Source organism: Raineyella antarctica (assembly GCF_900092135.1).
In the GTDB taxonomy this organism is placed as follows: Bacteria; Actinomycetota; Actinomycetes; order Propionibacteriales; family Propionibacteriaceae; genus Raineyella; species Raineyella antarctica.
The window spans coordinates 1-20,525 of the sequence record NZ_FMYF01000006.1 but is presented as its reverse complement, the minus strand read 5'-3'; the positions used below and the strand labels follow the sequence as shown (position 1 = coordinate 20,525).

19 protein-coding genes are annotated in these 20,525 nt (G+C 69.3%); all 19 read left to right on the top strand.

Going from position 1 to position 20,525, the window contains the following annotated elements:
- The first annotated feature begins 3 nt into the window (after positions 1-3).
- The 19 genes from GA0111570_RS10205 to GA0111570_RS10115 all read left to right on the top strand — a co-directional run bounded on the left by GA0111570_RS10205 (position 4) and on the right by GA0111570_RS10115 (position 20,517).
- On the top strand, positions 4-1,236 hold the full coding sequence (locus tag GA0111570_RS10205; protein WP_092610305.1) for an NAD(P)/FAD-dependent oxidoreductase: 1,233 nt from the start codon (positions 4-6) through the stop codon (positions 1,234-1,236).
- A gap of 70 nt (positions 1,237-1,306) precedes the next feature.
- Positions 1,307-2,773, top strand: coding sequence for an aromatic ring-hydroxylating oxygenase subunit alpha (locus GA0111570_RS10200; RefSeq protein ID WP_092610300.1), 1,467 nt, complete (start codon positions 1,307-1,309; stop codon positions 2,771-2,773).
- Positions 2,770-3,336, top strand: coding sequence for an aromatic-ring-hydroxylating dioxygenase subunit beta (locus GA0111570_RS10195; protein ID WP_092610297.1), 567 nt, complete (start codon positions 2,770-2,772; stop codon positions 3,334-3,336). Before GA0111570_RS10200 ends, GA0111570_RS10195 begins: the two co-directional genes overlap by 4 nt.
- Positions 3,337-3,370: 34 nt before the next feature.
- Positions 3,371-4,183 (top strand): SDR family oxidoreductase, encoded by an 813-nt coding sequence (locus tag GA0111570_RS10190; protein WP_175557443.1) that lies wholly within the window; start codon positions 3,371-3,373, stop codon positions 4,181-4,183.
- Positions 4,184-4,259: 76 nt separating this feature from the next.
- Positions 4,260-5,255: a VOC family protein gene (locus GA0111570_RS10185; RefSeq protein ID WP_092610295.1), complete on the top strand. Its 996-nt coding sequence runs from the start codon at positions 4,260-4,262 to the stop codon at positions 5,253-5,255.
- Positions 5,256-5,269: 14 nt separating this feature from the next.
- Positions 5,270-6,301: an alpha/beta fold hydrolase gene (locus tag GA0111570_RS10180; protein ID WP_217634111.1), complete on the top strand. Its 1,032-nt coding sequence runs from the start codon at positions 5,270-5,272 to the stop codon at positions 6,299-6,301.
- Positions 6,294-6,791 carry a lipocalin-like domain-containing protein gene (locus GA0111570_RS10175; RefSeq protein ID WP_092610290.1) on the top strand — a complete coding sequence of 166 codons (498 nt, stop codon included), beginning with the start codon at positions 6,294-6,296 and terminating at the stop codon, positions 6,789-6,791. The genes GA0111570_RS10180 and GA0111570_RS10175 overlap by 8 nt, the downstream gene beginning before the upstream one ends.
- Before the next feature lie 73 nt (positions 6,792-6,864).
- The gene (locus GA0111570_RS10170) at positions 6,865-7,995 is read left to right on the top strand and encodes an FAD-dependent oxidoreductase (protein WP_217634110.1); all 1,131 of its coding nucleotides are present in this window, start codon (positions 6,865-6,867) and stop codon (positions 7,993-7,995) included.
- Between the two features lie 201 nt (positions 7,996-8,196).
- Complete coding sequence (locus GA0111570_RS10165; protein ID WP_175557442.1) at positions 8,197-9,024, top strand: alpha/beta fold hydrolase; 828 nt, start codon at positions 8,197-8,199, stop codon at positions 9,022-9,024.
- A 612-nt stretch (positions 9,025-9,636) separates the two neighbouring features.
- Positions 9,637-10,368 (top strand): helix-turn-helix transcriptional regulator, encoded by a 732-nt coding sequence (locus GA0111570_RS10160; protein WP_245703125.1) that lies wholly within the window; start codon positions 9,637-9,639, stop codon positions 10,366-10,368.
- Positions 10,369-10,371: 3 nt separating this feature from the next.
- Positions 10,372-11,805: a Fe-S cluster assembly protein SufB gene (gene sufB, locus GA0111570_RS10155; RefSeq protein WP_092610284.1), complete on the top strand. Its 1,434-nt coding sequence runs from the start codon at positions 10,372-10,374 to the stop codon at positions 11,803-11,805.
- 49 nt (positions 11,806-11,854) lie between these two features.
- On the top strand, positions 11,855-13,045 hold the full coding sequence (sufD, locus tag GA0111570_RS10150) for a Fe-S cluster assembly protein SufD (RefSeq protein ID WP_245703123.1): 1,191 nt from the start codon (positions 11,855-11,857) through the stop codon (positions 13,043-13,045).
- Positions 13,046-13,085: 40 nt separating this feature from the next.
- Positions 13,086-13,853, top strand: a complete 768-nt coding sequence (gene sufC, locus GA0111570_RS10145) for a Fe-S cluster assembly ATPase SufC (protein ID WP_092610281.1) — start codon at positions 13,086-13,088, stop codon at positions 13,851-13,853.
- Positions 13,846-15,147, top strand: coding sequence for a cysteine desulfurase (locus GA0111570_RS10140; protein WP_092610278.1), 1,302 nt, complete (start codon positions 13,846-13,848; stop codon positions 15,145-15,147). The genes sufC and GA0111570_RS10140 overlap by 8 nt, the downstream gene beginning before the upstream one ends.
- Entirely contained in the window at positions 15,147-15,614 is a 468-nt protein-coding gene (gene sufU / locus GA0111570_RS10135) for a Fe-S cluster assembly sulfur transfer protein SufU (protein WP_092610275.1), read from the top strand. Before GA0111570_RS10140 ends, sufU begins: the two co-directional genes overlap by 1 nt.
- 65 nt (positions 15,615-15,679) lie before the next feature.
- Complete coding sequence (locus GA0111570_RS10130; RefSeq protein ID WP_217634119.1) at positions 15,680-16,030, top strand: metal-sulfur cluster assembly factor; 351 nt, start codon at positions 15,680-15,682, stop codon at positions 16,028-16,030.
- Between the two features lie 206 nt (positions 16,031-16,236).
- The gene (locus GA0111570_RS10125) at positions 16,237-17,586 is read left to right on the top strand and encodes an acyltransferase family protein (RefSeq protein WP_175557441.1); all 1,350 of its coding nucleotides are present in this window, start codon (positions 16,237-16,239) and stop codon (positions 17,584-17,586) included.
- A gap of 9 nt (positions 17,587-17,595) precedes the next feature.
- Positions 17,596-19,197, top strand: a complete 1,602-nt coding sequence (gene abc-f / locus GA0111570_RS10120; RefSeq protein ID WP_092610267.1) for a ribosomal protection-like ABC-F family protein — start codon at positions 17,596-17,598, stop codon at positions 19,195-19,197.
- Positions 19,198-19,458: 261 nt separating this feature from the next.
- Positions 19,459-20,517, top strand: a complete 1,059-nt coding sequence (locus GA0111570_RS10115) for an IS110 family RNA-guided transposase (protein ID WP_092605118.1) — start codon at positions 19,459-19,461, stop codon at positions 20,515-20,517.
- The last annotated feature ends 8 nt before the right edge of the window (positions 20,518-20,525 follow it).

The following is a 20,525-nucleotide window of genomic DNA, read 5'->3' as shown; positions in this document are numbered from 1 at the left end:
CCGATGGGCGCACCGAAGAACATCCTCATCGTCGGGGGCTCCGCCGCCGGACTCAGTGCGGCCGACGGCCTGCGCGAAGGCGGTTACCAGGGGCCCATCACCATCCTCAATGCCGAGCCCCGCCCCGGCTACGACCGCCCGACCCTCTCCAAGGCGCTGCTGTCGGGGACCGGCGAGCCCGAGGTCCGCGAGCTGCGCCAGGCGGCGCACTTCGCCGAGAAGGGCTACGACGTCCGGACCGGTGTGGCGGCCGCCCGCCTCGACGCTGATCGCAAGGTCGTCACCGCCCAGGACGGCGAGGAGTTCCCCTACGACGCGCTGCTGGTCGCCACCGGCACCCGGAACCGTACGCTGACCACCGACGACGGGCTCGTGCTGCCGACCATGCGCACCGCCGAGGACCTGGTCGCGATCCGTGACCAGGTCAACGCGGCCGACCGGATCACCGTGGTCGGCGCCGGATTCATCGGGCTGGAGGTCGCCGCGAGCCTGCGCGAACGCGGCAAGGAGGTCACCCTCTTCGGTGCCCACCCGCTGCCGATGGACCACATCATCGGCCCGGAGGTCGCCACGATCATCCGCGACGACCACCGTGCCCACGGGGTCGACCTGCACTCGGAGACGTACGTCACCGGCGTCAGCGGCACGCCGGGGGACTACCTCCTGCGCTACACCGACCGGGACGGCATCGAGCACACCCACGCCACCGGGTGCGTGATCGCCGGGATCGGCGTCACCCCCAACATCGAGTGGCTCGAGGGCTCCGGCCTGCAGGTCGACGGCGGAGTCGTGACCGACGCCGCCGGACGGTCCAACCTGCCCGACGTCTGGGCCGCCGGGGACGTCGCCTACTTCTTCCACCCCCTCTACGACGAGTTCGTCCGGGTGCACCACTGGACCAACGCGATCGAGCAGGGCCGGGTGGTCGGACTCAACATCGCCAAGGGAACCGACACCCCCTACCGCACGGTCCCGTACTTCTGGACCGACATGTTCGAGCGCAAGTACCACTACTACGGGCGTCGCCGGGACGGTGACGACTCCCTGCTGGCCCTGGGCACGTACGACGACGAGGAGTTCCTCGTCCTGTTCGGCCGCGACGGCCGGTTCCACGCCATCGTCTCGCGCGGGTGCGAACGCTCCTTGCGCGGCTACAAGAAGCTCCTCCAGAGAGGCGCGGGCTGGGACGAGGCCCTCGCCCATGCCGGCCTGACGGTCGCCGCGACCGGCGCCTGACCCCACCACTCCAGCCCGGCTGCCCGCCGGCCCGATCCACCCCATCCTGTTCGGTTCAAAGGAGAACCCCATGCATCGGTACCAAACCCCGAGTGCGGACGACACCGCCTACATCGACTCCGTCGTCGACCGGGTCGAGGAGTCCCTCGACGACAGCCTGCTCCCGGTCGACATCTTCAACGACGACCGGATCTTCGCCGCCGAGATGCAGCGCATCTTCACCAAGACCTGGGTGTTCCTGGGCCACGAGTCCGAGATCCCGAACAAGGGCGACTTCGTCATGCGGCGGATCGGCACCGACCGCGTCATCCTGAGCCGTGACAGCAAGGGCATCATCCGGGTCCTGAACAACCACTGCCGCCATCGCGGCACCGAGGTCTGCCACGAGGACCGCGGCAACACTGCAGTCTTCAAGTGCCCCTACCACGGCTGGGCCTACAAGAACGACGGCGACTGGGCCGGTGCACCCCAGATGAACGACGCGTACGGCGAGAAGCTGGATCCGCGCGAGTGGGGGCTGCTGCGGGCGCCGAAGGTCGAGAGCCTCTTCGGCTTCATCTTCGCCTCGCTGTCGGAGGACGTCCCGCCGCTGCGCGAGTACCTGGGCGATGCGGTCTGGGCCTTCGAGGCAGTCGTGAACCTGCACCCGGACGGCATGGAGGTGCTGGCCCAGCCCGAGGTCTTCACCGTCAAGGCCGACTGGAAGAACGGCGCGGAGAACTTCGCCGGTGACGCCTACCACGTCGGCACCACGCACTACTCGAACACCCTGTCCGGCTTCATCCCCGGCCTCAACAACGTGTCGGTGGTGGCCCACGGCTACGACTTCGGCAACGGCAACAGCTTCATCGGCCACTCCATCGCCGACCTGATCGCACCGCAGTTCACCATGTGGGGCTATCCGCCGGAAGTGCGCGACCTGTTCGACCTGGACCGCCTGGACGACGTCCAGCGGGAGATGATCGAGAACCGGCCGCCGACCATCGGAACCTTCTTCCCGAACTTCAGCTACCTGCGCTTCCCGCAGCCGGCCAACCCCGGCGAGATGCCGATCCCGTTCACCAACATCCGGGTCTGGCAGCCGGTGGCCCCGGGCGTGATGGAGCTGTGGACCTGGGAGTTCGAGTACAAGGTCGCTCCCCAGGCGTACAAGGACAAGGCCTACCTGGCCGGCCAGTACGGCTTCGGCTCCGGCGGTGTCTTCGAACAGGACGACACGGTGGTCTGGGAGGGCATCGCCAAGGCCGGGCGCAGCGCCTGGGCCCGCGAGGCCGGCATGCGGCTGCACTTCCGCCAGAAGCGCACCGGACCCGACCCCGAGTGGCAGGGCCCGGGCAAGTACTACCCGTCGATCTACGGGGAGTACCTGCAGGAGGCCTTCTACCGCCGCTGGGTGGACGCCATGCGCAGCCACAACCAGACCATGAAGGCAGAGACCAAGGCGGCCGACCTGGCCGTCCGTGAAGCCGCGGTGGTCGCGGCGGCCGCGGCAGCGGTCGAGGACGAGGGCATTCTCACCGAGGGGGCACAGGCATGAGCACCACCACCGTCAACACCACTGCCGGGAACACCGCAGCTACCGTCACCGACACCGGCGCACTGACCCAGGAGCAGATCCGCCACCTGGCGGAGGACTTCCTGGCCCGCGAGGCCAAGCTGCTGGACGAGCGCCGCTTCGACGAGTGGCTCACCATGATCGACGACGAGATCGTCTACGAGGTGCCGATCCGCTCGGCCAGGCTCTCGTTCGAGGACGAGGTCTCCGGCGGCGGCTACCGCATCCGCGACGACAAGCCGCTGCTCGCGCTGCGCGTGGCGCGCCTGGACAGCGGCCAGGCCTGGGCGGAGGTGGCGCCCTCGCGCACCCTGCGCGTGGTCGGCAGCGTGATCGTCGAGCGCGGCGAGTCCGCCGACGTGGTCAACGTGGAGAGTGCCCTGCTGCTCTACCGCCAGCGCGGCCACGACGAGCTCGGCGACGTGATCCCGGTACGCCGCCAGGACCAGCTGCGCCTCACCGCGGATGGCCCTCGCCTGCTGCGCCGCACGGCGCTGCTGACCACCGCGATCCTCCAGACGCCCAACCTCGGCGTCTTCGTCTGATCACCCTCCCACTGGGATCGAAAGGAATCACGCCATGCAGATGCTCGCTGGGGACGTCGTCCTCGTGGTCGGCGGAGGTTCGGGCCTGGGCCTGGGCGTCGTCCGCCACTGCCTCGCCGAGGGGGCCCGGGTGGCCGTCCTCGAGGTGTCGGAGGGCAAGGTCGAGCAGCTGCACGAGGAGTTCGGTCACGGCGTCCTGGCGATCCGGGGCGACGTGACCGAGCTCGCCGACCTCGAGTCCGCCCGGGCCCGGGTGCTCGATGCGTACGGGCAGGTCGACGCCGTGATCGCCTGCCAGGGCATCTTCGACGGGCAGGTGCCGATCGCGGACATCGAGCCGGAACGCCTGGCCACCCTGTTCGACGAGGTCTTCCACGTCAACGTGCTGGGCCACCTGCTGCTGGCCCGGGTGTTCCACGACGCCCTCGCCGAGCAGCACGGCGCCCTGGTCCTCACCTCCTCGACCGCCGCGTACGCGGCGGACGGGGGAGGGGCGGTCTACACGGCGACCAAGGGCGCGATCCGTAGCCTGGTCGGCCAGCTCGCCTTCGAGTTCGCCCCCGACGTACGCGTCAACGGTGTCGCCCCGGCCGGGATCGCCGGCAGCAAGCTGGCCGGTCCCGGAGCGCTCGGCCTGGCCGCGACGACCCAGGACGCCATCCCCAAGGACGCCTTCCTGGACACCTTCCGGCGGGTATCGCTGCTGCAGGAGCTCCCGACGGCCGAGGAGTACGGCCCGCTCTACGCCTTCCTGGCCTCCCGCCACAACACGATCATGACCGGGCAGACGATCGTCGCCGACCAGGGGCTGCTCAACCGGTCCGTGCTCACCCCCGCCCGCGCCTGAGCCGCCGCCGGGCCATGCCGGGCCCCAGGCACACCCACCACCCGTACCACCAGCTGAATTGCGCCGAGGAGGCGACATGACCACCACCAAGGACTTCGGTCTCAACGGGATCGACGAACTCCGCTTCGCCGTGGAGGATCTGGACTCCGCCGAGCGGTTCGCCGCCGACTGGGGCCTGACCCGCATCGAGGGAGCGGACACGCTGCGCTTCCGTGCCCTCGACGGCTCGGGCGTCGAGTTCGTCCGCACCGACACGTCCGACCCCCGCTGCACGCCGGTCGGCGACGCCAGCGGCCTGGTCGAGATGACCTGGGGGGTGGACTTCCCGGAGAACCTCGAGGCGCTCCGCGCCGAGCTGGCCACCGACCGCGAGGCGGTGATCGACGACGAGGGCGTGCTGCGCAGCCACGACGACCTCGGCTTCCGCCTCGCCTTCCGGGTCACCCGGCGCAGTGACGTCGACTACGACGTCACCCGCTACAACGCCCCGCGCCGGCCGGCCCGGATCGACGAGCGGGCCCCGCGCTACGACCGCGCCCAGCCGTACGAGATCTCCCACCTGGCCATCGGCGTCGACGATGCCTGGCAGGCCGCCCAGTTCTACCTGGACCGCCTGGGCTTCCGGGTCTCCGACCGGTACGCCGACCGCGGCATCTTCGCCCGCTGCTCGGCCGAGGGCAACCACCACAACGTGTTCTTCATGAACGCCAAGCAGCCCGGCACCCGCTTCAACCACCTGGCGTGGAAGGTCCGCGACGTGCACGAGGTGATCCTCGGCGGCCAGGCCTTCGACGCCAAGGGTTGGCTGACCTTCGCCGGCCCCGGGCGCCACCTGGTCTCCTCCGCCTGCTTCTGGTACTTCCTCACCCCCTTCGGCGGCTCCTGGGAGTACGCCGCGGACGAGGACATCGTGACCGAGGAGTGGCAGCCGCAGGACTTCGCCGCCGAGGCGCACATCTTCTCGCAGTGGACCTTCGGCCTGGAGAAGTCCGACGGCACCCTCAAGGGCCCGATCTCCGCCAGCCGCGCCGCCGGGCCCGACCCGGTCGCCGAGGGGCAGTTCGCCGGCTGAGCCGGCGACCTCCCATGACGAGCGAACAGAGCGTCGAGACGACGCGCGAACAGATGCCCGACTCCGCGTCGCAGCTCGGCGCCGAGGATCCGACCGCCGCCAACCCCGTACCCTCCACCACCTGGGTCGACCTGATCGACACCCAGGTGCGGATCGTGCAGGGCCGCTACCGCACCCGGGTGCTCGAGGCAGGCAAGGGACCGGTGCTGCTCCTGCTGCACGGCACCGGCGGCCACCTGGAGAACTACGTCCGCAACATCCCCCGACTGGCCGAGCACTTCCACGTCGTGGCGATGGACTTCCTGTGGCACGGCCGGTCCCAGACCGAGGGCTTCGATCCCGAGCTGATCCCCCCGCTCGTCGACCAGGTCATCGACGTGATGGACCAGCTCGGCATCTCCTCCGCGGCCGTCGAGGGACAGTCCCTCGGTGGCTGGGTGGCGATGCGGCTCGCGCTCGCCCATCCCGGGCGGGTGGAGAAGCTGGTCCTGACCACCACGATGGGCTTCGACCCGGCGGAAGGGGCGATCCCCGGCTTCGTCGAGCCGAACTGGGCCTCCAACCTGGCCAGTTCGCTGGAGACCCTGCGCCACCCCACGTACGACAACGTCCGGGCCCGGATGACCCGGATCCTCGCCGACCCGGACCGGATCACCGACGAGGCGATCCTGATCCGCCAGGCGCTGTACCGCCGGCCTGCCCTGGCGGAGGTCCAGCAGCGGTTCATCACCGAGTACCAGACGGGGGTGGCCGTACGCCCCCATCGCGTCCCGGACGACCTGGCCGCGCAGATCACCTGCCCGACGCTCGTCTTCTGGGGCGACCACAACCGGACACCTCCCGCATACGGGCAGTACCTGGCCGACCGGGTCAGGGACGGGCGGTTCCACTGTGCGGCCGACACCGGACACTGGGCGCAGTACGAGAGCGCCGAGGAGCACGACCGCGTGGTGACCGAGTTCCTGGTCGCCGGCACCCGTGCCCGTACGGGCGCCACGACCCCTGCCCGTACGGGCGCCACGACCAAGGAGGAGACCCATGGCTGACATCACCGGCCGCTGGGACATCGTCAGCTGGGAACAGGACTACGACGACGGACGCCTGATGTACCCGATGGGCCAGCAGCTCGAGGGCTTCATCCGCTACACCGGGGACGGCGACATGTCCTGCATGATCGCCAAGGCCGGTCGTCCGCGGTTCACCACCGGCGGACAGTGGAACGCCGATGACACGGAGAAGGCGGCCGCCTATTCCTCGATGCTCGCCTACGCCGGAACGTACGACGTGGACGGCGATGTGGTGATCCACCACGTGGGGCTCAGCTTGTTCCCCAACTGGGTCGGCGGTGACCAGCGGCGGCGCTTCGTCTTCCGCGAGGACGGCACCCTCGCACTGGAGGCGCGACTCGAGGACGGCACGCCCGAGGCCCGTACGGCGCGCCTCGTCTGGCGGCGCCCTGCCGACAGCCGGACCGTTGACGACCGGATCGCTGGCGGCCGGACCGCGATCGCGCCCGGCGCAGAGCACCGAGCATGACCACCACCAACCAGGAATCCTGCCGACGCCGCCCCGGCCGACGCAACACATCGGACTACAAAGGAGTGAACCGGTGACCATCAAAGACGACTTCAAGGTCCTCATCATCGGCGGCGGCACCGGCGGCATGTGCAGCGCCATCACGCTCGGCCGCCTCGGAGCCAAGGTCGACCTGGTCGACATCGCCGAGGACTGGCGCCCGCTCGGCGCCGGCATCACCATCACCGGCGCCACGCTGCGGGCGCTGAAGGACATCGGCGTGTACGACGAGATCGCAGCCCAGGGGTACGTCGGCGAGGGCATCCGGGTGCTGTCGGTGGAGGGTGAGTTCATCCGCGAGATCCCGACCCCGATCCCCGCCGAGGCCGGGGTGGCGGGCTGTGGTGGCATCACGCGCCCGGTGCTGCACAACATCCTTTCCCGGCACGTCCTCGAGGTCGGCACCGACGTACGCCTGGGCATCTCCGTCGACCGGCTCGAGCAGGACGCCGACGGGGTCGACGTCACCTTCAGCGACGGCGGCACCGGCCGTTACGACCTGGTCATCGGCGCCGACGGCGTCAGCTCCCGGACCCGGGAGCAGATCTTCCCCGGAGCGCCGAAGGCGGAGTACACCGGGCAGAGCGTCTGGCGGATCTTCATCCAGCGCCCCGAGGGCGTCGACCAGCGCCACTTCTACCTGGGCGGGAAGAACAAGGTCGGGTTCACCCCGGTCTCCGACACCGAGATGTACATGTTCATCAACCAGCGCACCGAGAAGGTCTGGCGCGACCCGCAGACCCTGCCAGGCGAGATGCGCAAGCTGCTGGAGGGCTACGGCGGCATCGCCGGCCAGATCCGTGACGAGATCACCGAGGACACCGAGGTGAACTTCCGGCCGCTGGAGGCCTTCGTGCTGCCCGCACCGTGGCACGTCGGCCGCGTCGTGCTGGTCGGCGACGCCGCCCACCCGACCACCCCGCAACTCGCCTCGGGCGCCGGCATGGCCGTCGAGGACGCCATCGTCGTTGCCGAGGAACTGGAGAAGGTCGACTTCGACGTGCCGCGCGCCCTCGCCGCATACAGCGCCCGTCGTGAGGACCGGTGCCGCCTGGTGGTCAACAGTTCGGTGAAGATCGGCCGACTGGAGCAGGAGCAGGCCACCCCGGAGGAGCAGACCGCCGTGGTCGACGAGGCACTGGCGAAGCTGGCCCAGCCGATCTGATCGGACCAGCCGTCCCGCCCCCGGTACGCTGTCCGTTCCTGGCGACCCGCCGGCGGACGGGACGGTGGGCGTGGGCAGGATCACGTTCCTCCCCGCGGAGCACCCGTCGACATCGGTCCGGCAACCTGCCACCGTCTGTGGTGAACCCTCCGTGCAACCCCAGGGGAGCGCAGTGCAGCGCCCCACGAGCGAAAGAGCATGATGAGCGACAAGAATCCCGAGATCGGCCAGTTCATCCAGACCGGTGAGTTCCGGACCAACTACCACGACATCGGCGAGGGCACCCCGGTGCTGCTGCTGCACGGGTCCGGACCGGGCGTGAGCGGCTGGGCCAACTGGCGGCTGGTCGTGCAGCACCTGTCCCCGCGTTACCGGGTGATCATGCCCGACTTCGTCGGCTTCGGGTTCACCGAGTATCCGGAGGGGACCGAGTTCAACCAGCAGGTCTGGCTGGACCAGGCCATCGCGTTCATGGACGCCCTGGGCCTGGAGAAGGCCAGCGTGGTCGGCAACTCCTTCGGCGGCTCGATGGCCCTGGCGATGGCCATCCACCACCCCGAACGTGTCGACAAGCTGATCCTGATGGGCGCCGTCGGCGTGCCGTTCGAGATCACCGAGGGCCTGGACATGGTGTGGGGCTACGAGCCCTCGTTCGAGAACATGCACTCGATCATGAAGTCCGTCTTCGCGTACGACTCCTCGCTGATCACCGACGACCTGGTCCGGATGCGCTACGAGGCCAGCACCCGGCCCGGCATGCAGGAGGCGTTCTCCGCCATGTTCCCGGCGCCGCGCCAGCGGTGGGTCGATGCGATGGCCCATGACGAGGCGGACGTCCGGGCGATCCCGCACCGTACGCTGATGGTGCACGGCCGCGACGACAAGGTGATCCCGCTGAGCACCTCGCTCACCATGCTGGACTGGATCGACGACAGCCAGCTGCACGTCTACTCCCGCTGCGGCCACTGGACGCAGATCGAGAGGGCCGGCGAGTTCAGCCAGTTGGTGGACAACTTCCTCTCCGACTGACCTCGGTCATCCCGGGCAGGGCCCGGAGCCAGGGATCGCGCCGCGCCTGGGTGCGCGTCCGAGGCTCCGGGCCCTGGTGGTGTTCGGGGGCGCTGGTTGCGTTCGGGTGCCCTGGTTGCGTTCGGGTGCGCTGGTTGCGTTCGGGTCCGGGGCCGTTCCTTGGCCTGGCTTGGCTTGTGGTTTGGATCTCTCCTGGCTGAAGAAGTTGCTGCCACGGGCGACCGCGCCGCTGCCGGCACTGGGGCTTCGCTGCCCTTGGACCGGTTCGCTGTCCTTGGGGAAGTTCGCTGCCCTTGCAGGGGCAGCGAACCGGAGGAGGAGCAGCGAATCGGCGGAACGGCAGCGAACCGGGTGGGAGTCGGGACCCGGGAGCAGCGAACCCGAAGTCTCGGGCACCGAACCCCACGAGCGGCAACGCCCGAGCCGTCCCGCTATTCGGTCACATCGGCGTTGTGATTTTGATTCGGCGCACATTAAGGCAAGAATGGCGTTGTGAAATCTTCCGGAGAGGACGCCGTTCGTCCGTCCGGCGTTCAAGGGGGCGCCGCGGCCGCGGTATCAGCGCTGCCCACCTCCACCGTGCGGGAGGCGGAGCGAACCACCCGTGAGTGGGTGGCGCGCTCCATCCTGGAGCACGGCCCCTCGACCGCGAGCCAGCTCGCCGAGCGGCTCGACCTGACCCCTGCCGCGGTCCGTCGCCACCTCGCCGTGCTCGAGGAGTCCGGCGACCTGCGCAGCGAGGAGGAGCGGATCTACGGCTCGCGAGGCCGCGGCCGCCCGGCCAAGGTCTTCCTGCTCACCGATGCCGGCCGGGCCCACTTCCCCTCCACGTACGACACCCTGGCGATCCAGGCCCTGCGCCAGCTCAAGGCCGTCGGCGGCGAGCCGGCGATCGAGCAGTTCGCCGAGGAGCGGATCGCTGACGTGGTCGGCGCCTACCGGGCAGCCGTCGTGGCGGCCGAGGACGCCGGCGCCGAGGTCGATCCTCCGGAGGCCCTGGCCGTGGCGCTGAACGCGGCCGGCTACGTCGCCACCACCCAGCCGTCGCGGACCGGCGAGCAGCTCTGCCAGCACCACTGCCCGGTCGCGCACGTGGCGATCGAGTTCCCCGAACTGTGCGCGGCCGAGACCAAGGTGTTCTCCCGCCTGCTCGGCGTCCACGTGCAACGCCTGGCGACCATCGCCGACGGCAACGGAGTCTGCACCACGCACATTCCCGACGCGGTGACCACCGCGACCCGTCCGCGCACTGGGGCAGTAGCCTCCCACAGCCGGGCCCCCTTGACAGTCGTGACCGCACCCGCGGCACGGACCACCCCAGATGCCACCCACCAGGAGGGCTGACCGATGACCCAGGTGACCAACGAGCCACAGCTCACGCAGGCCGAGCAGATCGATGCCCTCGGCCACTACGAGTACGGCTGGCACGACCCCGACAAGGCCGGTGCGCTGGCCGAGCGCGGCCTGAGCACCGCCGTGGTCGCGAACATCTCCGGCCTGAAGCACGAGCCGGAGTGGATGCTGCAGCGCCGGCTCAAGGCGCTCAAGCTCTTCGAGCGCAAGCCGATGCCGACCTGGGGTGCCGAGCTCGACGGCATCGACTTCGACAACATCAAGTACTTCGTGCGGTCCACGGAGAAGCAGGCCACCTCCTGGGAGGACCTGCCCGAGGACATCAAGAACACATACGACAAGTTGGGCATCCCCGAGGCGGAGAAGGCGCGCCTGGTCTCCGGTGTCGCGGCCCAGTACGAGTCCGAGGTGGTCTACCACAAGATCAACGAGGAGCTCGAGCGCCAGGGCGTCATCTTCATGGACACCGACACGGGTCTGCGGGAGCACCCCGAGCTGTTCCAGGAGTACTTCGGTACGGTCATCCCCTCGGGTGACAACAAGTTCTCCGCGCTGAACACCTCGGTCTGGTCCGGCGGCTCGTTCATCTACGTGCCCAAGGGCGTCCACGTCGAGATCCCGCTGCAGGCCTACTTCCGGATCAACACCGAGAACATGGGCCAGTTCGAGCGCACGCTGATCATCGCCGACGAGGGCTCGTACGTGCACTACGTCGAGGGCTGCACCGCCCCGATCTACAAGTCGGACTCGCTGCACTCCGCCGTGGTCGAGATCATCGTGAAGAAGAACGCCCGCGTGCGCTACACGACGATCCAGAACTGGTCGAACAACGTGTACAACCTCGTCACCAAGCGCGCCACCTGCGAGGAGGGCGCGACGATGGAGTGGATCGACGGCAATATCGGCTCCAAGGTCACGATGAAGTACCCGGCCGTCTACCTGATGGGTGAGCACGCCCGCGGCGAGACCCTGTCGATCGCCTTCGCCGGCGAGGGCCAGCACCAGGACACCGGCTCGAAGATGGTCCACCTGGCGCCGAACACCTCCAGCTCGATCGTCTCCAAGTCGGTCGCCCGCGGCGGTGGCCGCTCGTCCTACCGCGGACTGGTGCAGATCGAGCAGGGTGCGCACAACTCGAAGTCGTCGGTGCGCTGTGACGCGCTGCTGGTCGACAACATCTCCCGCTCCGACACCTACCCGTACGTGGACGTCCGCGAGGACGATGTGTCGATGGCCCACGAGGCGACCGTCTCGAAGGTCTCCGAGGACCAGCTCTTCTACCTGATGTCCCGCGGCATGGCCGAGGACGAGGCGATGGCGATGATCGTGCGCGGCTTCATCGAGCCGATCGCCAAGGAGCTGCCGATGGAGTACGCCCTCGAGCTCAACCGCCTGATCGAGCTGCAGATGGAGGGGGCTGTCGGCTGACCCGGCACCCCGCCCAGCCCCACCCGTACGACCCGAGAAAGTGACCCAGTTGTCCGTCGATACCGCCACCACCGCGACCTCACCCGCCGGCTTCCCCACGCCGTCGGCCGTGGTCCCCTCGCACCTGCACTCCACCCCCTCGTGGGACGTCGCAGACTTCCCGGTCCCGCAGGGACGCGAGGAGATCTGGCGCTTCACCCCACTCAAGCGGCTGCGCGGCCTGCTGCAGGCCGGCCCCACCGGCCAGCGGCTCACCCGTGAGACCTCGCTGCCGGCCGGCGTGACCGCTTCGGAGGTCAGCACCGAGGAGGCCAAGGGCCTCGGCGGGCGCCCGCCGATGGACCGGCTGGCCGTGATGGCCGTCGCCAACGCCGGGGGAGCGCTGCACGTCGACGTCCCCGCCGAGGCGGAGCTCGACGAGCCGGTCATCCTCAAGCTGACCGGTGGCGGTGCCGACCAGGTCGTCCACGACCACGTCGTGGTCACCGTGGGCCACCACGCGAAGGCGACCGTGGTTCTCGAGCACTTCGGTTCGGCCACGTACGACGCGTACGTGTCGGTGGTCGTCGGCGAGGGTGCCCAGGTGAACCTGGTCGAGCTGCAGTTGTGGGACGACGACGCGGTGCACACCGGCCAGACCTCGGTCCAGGTCGGGCGCGACGCGAGCGTGACGGCGGTGACCGCCACCTTCGGCGGTGACCTGGTCCGGCTCACCCAGACCACCGACTACGCGTCGGTGGGCGGGGAGCTGCACCAGTACGGGGTCTACTTCGCCGACGCCGGGCAGCACCTGGAGCACCGGCTGCTGGTCGACCACGCCACCCCCAAGTCGGTGTCGCGGGTGGACTACCGCGGTGCCCTGCAGGGCAAGGGCGCGCACACCGTCTGGATCGGCGACGTGCTGATCCGCAAGGCGGCCGAGGGTATCGACACGTACGAGTCGGACCGCAACCTCGTCCTGACCGATGGCTGCCGGGCCGACGCGGTGCCGAACCTCGAGATCGAGACCGGCGAGATCGCCGGTGCCGGCCACGCGGCGACCACCGGACGCTTCGACGACGAGCAGCTCTTCTACCTGCAGAGCCGCGGGATCGCGGAGGACGAGGCGCGCAAGCTGGTCGTCTTCGGCTTCTTCACCGAGATCATCCACAAGATCGGTGTTCCCGAGATCGAGCAGCGCCTCATCGAGGCGGTCACCGAGGAGCTCTCGGTCACCGTCGGCGCGCCCGCGAACGCCTGATCACCCCCCACGACTTCACAGCACGACAGGAGACCACCCCATGGCAACCCTCGAGATCCACGACCTGCACGTCCAGGTGGAGACCGACAACGGCCCCAAGCCCATCCTCAAGGGCGTCGACCTGACCATCCGGTCCGGCCAGACCCACGCGATCATGGGCCCCAACGGTTCGGGCAAGTCCACGCTGGCCTACACGCTGGCCGGCCACCCCAAGTACACCGTCACCGGCGGCACCGTCACCCTCGACGGCCAGGACATCCTCGCGATGACCGCCGACGAGCGGGCCCGCGCCGGCCTGTTCCTGGCCATGCAGTACCCGGTCGAGGTGCCCGGCGTGTCCGTGGCGAACTTCCTGCGTACCGCCAAGACCGCCGTGGACGGGCAGGCGCCGAAGATCCGGACCTGGACCAAGCAGGTCAACGAGGTCCTCGGCCGCTTCGACCTGGACCCGACCTTCGGCCAGCGCTCGGTCAACGAGGGCTTCTCCGGCGGCGAGAAGAAGCGCCACGAGATCGCCCAGCTGGAGCTGCTCAACCCGAAGGTCGCGATCCTCGACGAGACCGACTCCGGCCTGGACATCGACGCGCTGCGCGTGGTCTCCGAGGGCGTCAACCGCTACATCGAGCAGGGCGACCGCGCGGTGCTGCTGATCACGCACTACACCCGCATCCTGCGCTACATCAAGCCCGACGTCGTGCACGTCTTCGTCGACGGCCACATGGTCACCCAGGGCGGCCCGGAGCTGGCCGACGAGCTCGAGGCCGAGGGCTACGACAAGTACCTGAAGGCGGCGCGCGCGGATGTCTGAGACCCAGGTCGTCGACCAGGGCACCGAGGCGTACGACGTCGAGGCGGTCCGCAAGGACTTCCCGATCCTGGAGCGTACGGTCGGTGACCACCCCCTGACCTACCTGGACTCGGCGAACACCTCGCAGAAGCCGCAGGTCGTGATAGACGCGGTCGCGGACTTCTACGCCCACCACAACGCCAACGTCGCCCGCGCCATGCACATGCTCGGCGCCGAGGCGACCGGGGCGTACGAGGGTGCCCGCAAGAAGATCGCCGGCTTCATCGGTGCGGCCGATGCGTCCGAGGTGATCTACACCAAGAACGCCTCCGAGGCGCTGAACCTCGCGGCGAACACGCTCGGCGCGAGCCTGCGTCCCGGTGACGAGGTGGTGATCTCCGTGATGGAGCACCACTCCAACATCGTCCCGTGGCAGCTGGTCTGCCAGCGCACCGGCGCCACCCTGCGCTGGTTCGACGTCACCGCGGACGGCCGCCTGGACCTGGAGAAGGCCACCCGCGAGGGCCTGGTCAACGAGCGGACCAAGGTCGTCTCGGTGACCCGCCAGTCCAACGTCCTGGGCACGATCAACCCGGTCGAGGTCCTCGCCGGGATGGCCCACGCCGTCGGTGCGGTCCTGGTGGTCGACGCCTCCCAGTCGGTGCCGCAGATGGCCACCGACGTGCAGGCGTGGGGTGCGGACATGGTCGCGTTCACCGGCCACAAGATGCTCGGCCCGACCGGTCTGGGCATCCTCTGGGGGCGCTATGCGCTGCTGGAGCAGCTGCCGCCCTTCCTCGGCGGCGGCGAGATGATCGAGGTCGTCCGGATGGAGGGGTCGACGTACGCCCCGCCGCCGCATCGCTTCGAGGCCGGCACCATGCCGATCGCGCAGGCGGTCATGCTGGGTGCCGCCATCGACTACCTCGAGGGCATCGGCATGGAGCGGATCGCCGCCCACGAGCAGCAGATCACCGCGTACGCGCTGGAGCAGCTCGCCGGCGTGAAGGGCCTGAAGGTCCTCGGCCCGACCGAGCCGGTCGACCGGGGCGGTGCGATCTCCTTCGAGCTGGAGGGCGTGCACCCGCACGACGTGATGACCCTGCTCGACTCGCGCGGCGTCGCGGTCCGGGGCGGGCACCACTGCGCCCGCCCGCTGCACGACCGATTCGGCGTCCAGTCGTCGACCCGGGCCTCGGCGTACCTGTACACCACCCAGCACGAGATCGACGTCCTGGTCGAGGCGCTGGACTACACCCGGGACTTCTTCACCCGGCCGCGGACGTCGTCCCGCACGCGCAGGAAGGCGAACTGATGAACGTCGAGGCCATGTACCAGGAGATCATCCTGGACCACTACAGGGAGAAGCACCACAGCGGCCTGCGCGAGCCGTTCGACGCCGAGGTGCACCACGTCAACCCGAGTTGCGGCGACGAGCTCACCCTGCGCGTCGACCTGGACGGGGACACCATCGCCGACGTGTCGTACGACGGTGAGGGCTGTTCCATCTCGCAGGCGTCGACCTCGGTGATGACAGACCTGGTGATCGGCCGCAGCGTCGAGGAGTCCCAGGTGCTGTACGACCACTTCAAGGAAATGATGGAGTCGCAGGGCCGGATCGAGCCGGACGAGGACGAGTTCGAGGACGGGATCGCCTTCGCGGGCGTCTCCAGGTTCCCCGCACGAGTCAAGTGCGCCCTGCTGAGCTGGTCCGCGCTGCGCGACGCGCTGATGCGTGCGACCTCCACGACCGAGCCGGACAAGAAGGAGGACCGGTCATGAACGAAACCGTCGAGACCGCCACGGACATCGAGAACCCCGCCGACAAGGTGCAGGATCGCGAGCTGATGGGCGACGCGCCGGCGTCCCCCGCTGCGGCCGCGTCCTCCAAGCCGACCGACGAGGACGTGCTCGAGGCACTGAAGGACGTCGTGGACCCCGAACTGGGGATCAACGTCGTCGACCTCGGCCTGATCTACGGCGTCCACGTCGACGACGACTCCACCGTCGTGGTCGACATGACGCTCACCAGCGCGGCCTGCCCGCTGACCGACATGATCGAGGACCAGGCCGAGGCCGCCCTCGAGGGCATGGTCAACGCCCTGCACATCAACTGGGTCTGGATGCCGCCGTGGACCGCCGCCAAGATCTCCGATGATGGCCGGGACCAGCTGCGGGCGATGGGCTTCAACGTCTGACCAGCCGCACGTGACCCGCGAGGCCAGCTGACAGGCATCGGCGCCCGATCAGCGCCGCAGCCTTTTGCCACGCCGCCTGTGGCCATGCCTGATCCGAACGCCCGCGCCACGTCCCGGTCGACGTGCGCGGGCGTTCGCGCGTCGCATCGGCCCCGTCCACCCTCGGTACGGGCCGCACTGAGGCCCCGGTGCGGTTCAATGGGGGTGTGAACACCCCAGGCACGCCGACCCGCAACGTCGCCATCGACTTCGCGCGGGCGCTCTCCCTGCTGGTGGTGATCGGCTTCCACCTGATGCTGTTCCGCGTCGACGTCACGACCGTCGGCAACGGCGCCCCGATCCGTACGTTCGTTGGGTCGCCCGGGCCGGTCGGCTGGACGCTGGGCTGGTTCATCATGGTGATGCCGCTGTTCTTCGTGGCCGGCGGCTTCGCGAACACCCTTGTGATCGACCGCCTGCAGGGCCAAGGCGCCACATACGGAACGTGGCTGGTCACCCGGGCCAGACGACTGCTCGGCCCGTTGGCGTTCTACATCGCGGTGTGGGCGACGGTGGGGACGGTGATCGCGTGGTTCGGGACCTTCTCCACCGCCATGCTGGGCACCCAGAAGCTGACTGGGGCGCTGTGGTTCCTGCTGGTCTACCTGGTGGTGGTGATCCTGGCGCCGGTGATGTGCGCCGCCCACGACCGGTGGGGTGTGCTCGTGCTGATCGTGCTGGCCGTCCTGGCGATCATCGTCGACGCCGTGCGCTTCTCCCTCGGGATCGGGTGGGCCGCCGACATCAACTACGTGGTCGTCTGGCTGTTCGTGCACCAGCTGGGCATCGCCTACCACCGGGGCTGGTGGAGGACGGGACCGAGGATCATCATCTGGGCCACCTTCGCCGGCGCGGTCATCGCACTCCTCGTGCTGCTCAAGGTGGTCGGCTACTATCCGCCCAGTCCGGCGGCCGTGGGGGACCAGGCCGTCGGTAACCTGGCCCCTCCGACCGCGACGATGGCAGCCCTGGCCCTGGCCCAGACAGCGGTGCTGGCCCAGGTCGAGCGGGCCTTCGGGGCCGCGCTGGAGCGTGCCCGGGTGCTGCAGAAGGTGCTGGCGTGGGTCAACGCGCTCGCCGTGACCATCTACCTGTGGCATGGTCCGATCATCGCCCTGGCCATCGGGCTGCTCTACCCGCTCGCCGAGCGGCACCCCGGCCGGGCGACCGTCCTGCTGGGCCGCCCACTCATCATTGCCCTGGCCCTGCCGTTGATGGTCGGGCTCGTCCCGGTGATCAGCATGGTCGAGCGACGCCTCGTCCCACCGCTCGGTGACGCCCCCCGGACACGGCTGGCGGTGGCCTCGATGGTGCTGTTGTTGGTCGGCTTCTGGCTGATCTACCGCACCGGGATGGTGCTCCACCCCGCTGCACCTCGGGCCACGATCGGGCTGCTGTGCTTCGCCGCCGGCGCGCTGATGTTCCGCGACGCCTCACGCCAGTCCAGGCGGCACCAACATCATCACCGGGGCGGCGGGCAGACCGACGAATCGGAGGTTCCGGGGGGTCGGGCATAGGATGGCGCGGTGTTGACTGTCCGCAATCTCGAAGTCCGTGCCGGAGCCCGTCTCCTGCTGGAGCCCGTCTCCTTCCAGGTCGGCCCCGGCGACAAGATCGGTCTGGTCGGTCGCAACGGAGCGGGCAAGACGACGATGACCAAGATCCTTGCCGGCGAGTCGCTGCCGGCCGGTGGAGAGGTGCAGCGCACCGGCCACATCGGCTACCTCCCGCAGGACCCCCGCTCCGGGGAGCCGGAGGAGCTGGTCCGCGACCGGATCCTCGGCGCTCGTGGCCTGGACCACATCCTGCGCCGGATGAAGGCCGCCGAGATGGAGATGGCGGAGACCACCGACGATGACGTCCGGGACAAGGCGATGGCGACGTACGCCAAGACCGAGACCCAGTTCCTGACCGCCGGCGGGTACGCCGCCGAGTCCGAGGCCTACCGGATCGCGTCCAACCTGGCGCTGCCCGAGCGGGTCCTGATGCAGCAGCTCAAGACGCTGTCCGGCGGCCAGCGCCGACGTGTCGAACTGGCCCGGATCCTGTTCTCCGACGCGGACACGCTGCTGCTGGACGAGCCGACCAACCACCTGGACGCCGACTCGATCACCTGGCTGCGCGGCTACCTGCAGTCCTACTCCGGTGCGGTGATGATGATCTCCCACGACACCGACCTGCTCGCGGCGACGGTCAACAAGGTCTTCCACCTCGACGCCAACCGCGCCGTGATGGACATCTACTCGATGGACTGGAAGCGCTACCTGACCCAGCGCGCCGCGGACGAGGCCCGCCGCAAGCGCGAGCGCCAGAACGCGGAGCGCAAGGCCGACCAGCTGTTCGCCCAGGCGGACAAGATGCGGGCGAAGGCGACCAAGGCGGTGGCTGCGCAGAACATGGCCCGTCGCGCCGAGAAGCTGATCTCGGGCCTGGAGGCCGAGCGCCAGGGCGACCGGGTGGCCAAGATCCGCTTCCCGGAGCCGGCACCCTGCGGCAAGACCCCGATCCGGGCCGAGAACCTGTCCAAGTCCTACGGCTCGCTGGAGGTCTTCACCGGCGTCGACCTGGCCATCGACAAGGGCTCCCAGGTGGTGATCCTGGGCCTCAACGGCGCCGGGAAGACCACGCTGCTGCGGATGCTCGCCGGGATCGAGGAGCCGGACACCGGCAAGGTGATGCTGGGCCACGGGGCCCGGGTGGGCTACTACGCCCAGGAGCACGAGACGATCGACGTGTCGCGCTCGGTGCTGGAGAACATGGTGTCGGCCTCGCCGGACCTGAACAACACCGAGGTCCGCAAGATCCTCGGCTCCTTCCTGTTCACCGGTGACGACGTGGAGAAGCCGGCCGGCGTGCTCTCCGGTGGTGAGAAGACCCGGCTGGCGCTGGCGATGCTGGTGGTCTCCGCGGCGAACGTGCTGCTTCTCGACGAGCCGACCAACAACCTGGACCCCGCCTCCCGCGCCGAGGTCCTCAGCGCGATCAACACGTACTCCGGGGCGATCGTGCTGGTCACCCACGACGAGGGGGCCGTGCAGGCCCTCGACCCCGACCGGGTGCTGCTGTTGCCCGATGGTGACGAGGACATCTGGAGCCCGGAGTACGGCGAGCTGATCTCGCTGGCCTGACTGTGAGGATGGCGGTACAGCTCGTCTGGTGATGGGCTGTGGGGAAGCCACCTGGTGACGTGACCCTTGGCCTGACTGGCCTGTGTGCCTTTCAGTGGACTTGTCCGTCACGGGTGGCCGACCCCGGCCCGGTCGGAGCCTTGTTGGCCTGATCAGGAGCTTGACCCTCAGGTGTTCACAGCACCTGAGGTGTCCCGTCACAGTCCTGCCGTGACTCCTCCCGGACCGGAACCACGTCCATTCCGGAGCAAGGGAGAACGCATGACCAGTCTGGCCGAAGTCGTCGACTTCGTCATCGGGGTCGACACCCACGTCGAGACCCACACAGCCGCAGTGATCGATGCCCACACCGGTGCCGCGCTGGCCGACCTGAGCGTCCCGACCACCCCCGAGGGTTACCGCGCACTGATCGACTTCGCTGATGAGCACGGCGCGCTGCGCGCGTGGGCGATCGAGGGCACCGGCGGCCACGGCGCCGGACTGACCCGTTTGCTGGCGGCCGGCGAGGAGTACGTGGTGGAGCTGGACCGGCCCGAACGCACCCAGCGCCGCCACGGGGCGAAGTCCGACAAGATCGACGCGGTCCGCGCCGCCCGTGAAGCCCTGGCCCGGCCCGTGCTGGGCACACCCCGGGCGGCCGGGGACCGACAAGCCCTCTCCGTGCTGCTCGCCGCGCGTGGCTCCGCGGTCGATGCCTACACCGTGACCATGCGCCAACTGTTCAGCCTGACCATCGCCGCCCCTGAGGTCCTGCGCGCCAAGCTGCGCGGCCACCGGCCGGTCGAGCAGGTCCGTATCGCCGCCAAGCTACGCATCCAGCCCAGCTGGGACACCGAGACCAGCACCACGGCGCGCGTGCTGCGCCAGCTCGCGCGCCGCTGCCAGGGCCTGCAGACCGAGGCTGCCGGCCACGAAACAGCGATCCTGGCCATCGTGAAGCGCTGGCGACCCGACCTGCTCGACCAACTCGGCGTCGGCCCGATCGTCGCCGCCGTGGTGTTGTGCGCCTGGTCCCACCCTGGCCGGATCCACTCCGAAGCAGCGTTCGCGATGCTGGCCGGCGTCGCCCCGATCCCCGCCAACAGCGGCCAGACCACCACCCGCTACCGACTCAACCGCCATGGGGACCGACAACTCAACCGGGCACTGCACACCATCGTCCTGTCCCGTCAGCGCTACCACCAGCCGACCAAGGACTACACCGCCCGCCGCACCGCCCAGGGCAAGACCCCACGCGAGATCAAACGCTGCCTCAAGCGCTACATCGCCCGCGACCTCTACCGCCTCCTCGAACACCCACCAGTCCTTGACAGACCATAGGAGCGTCC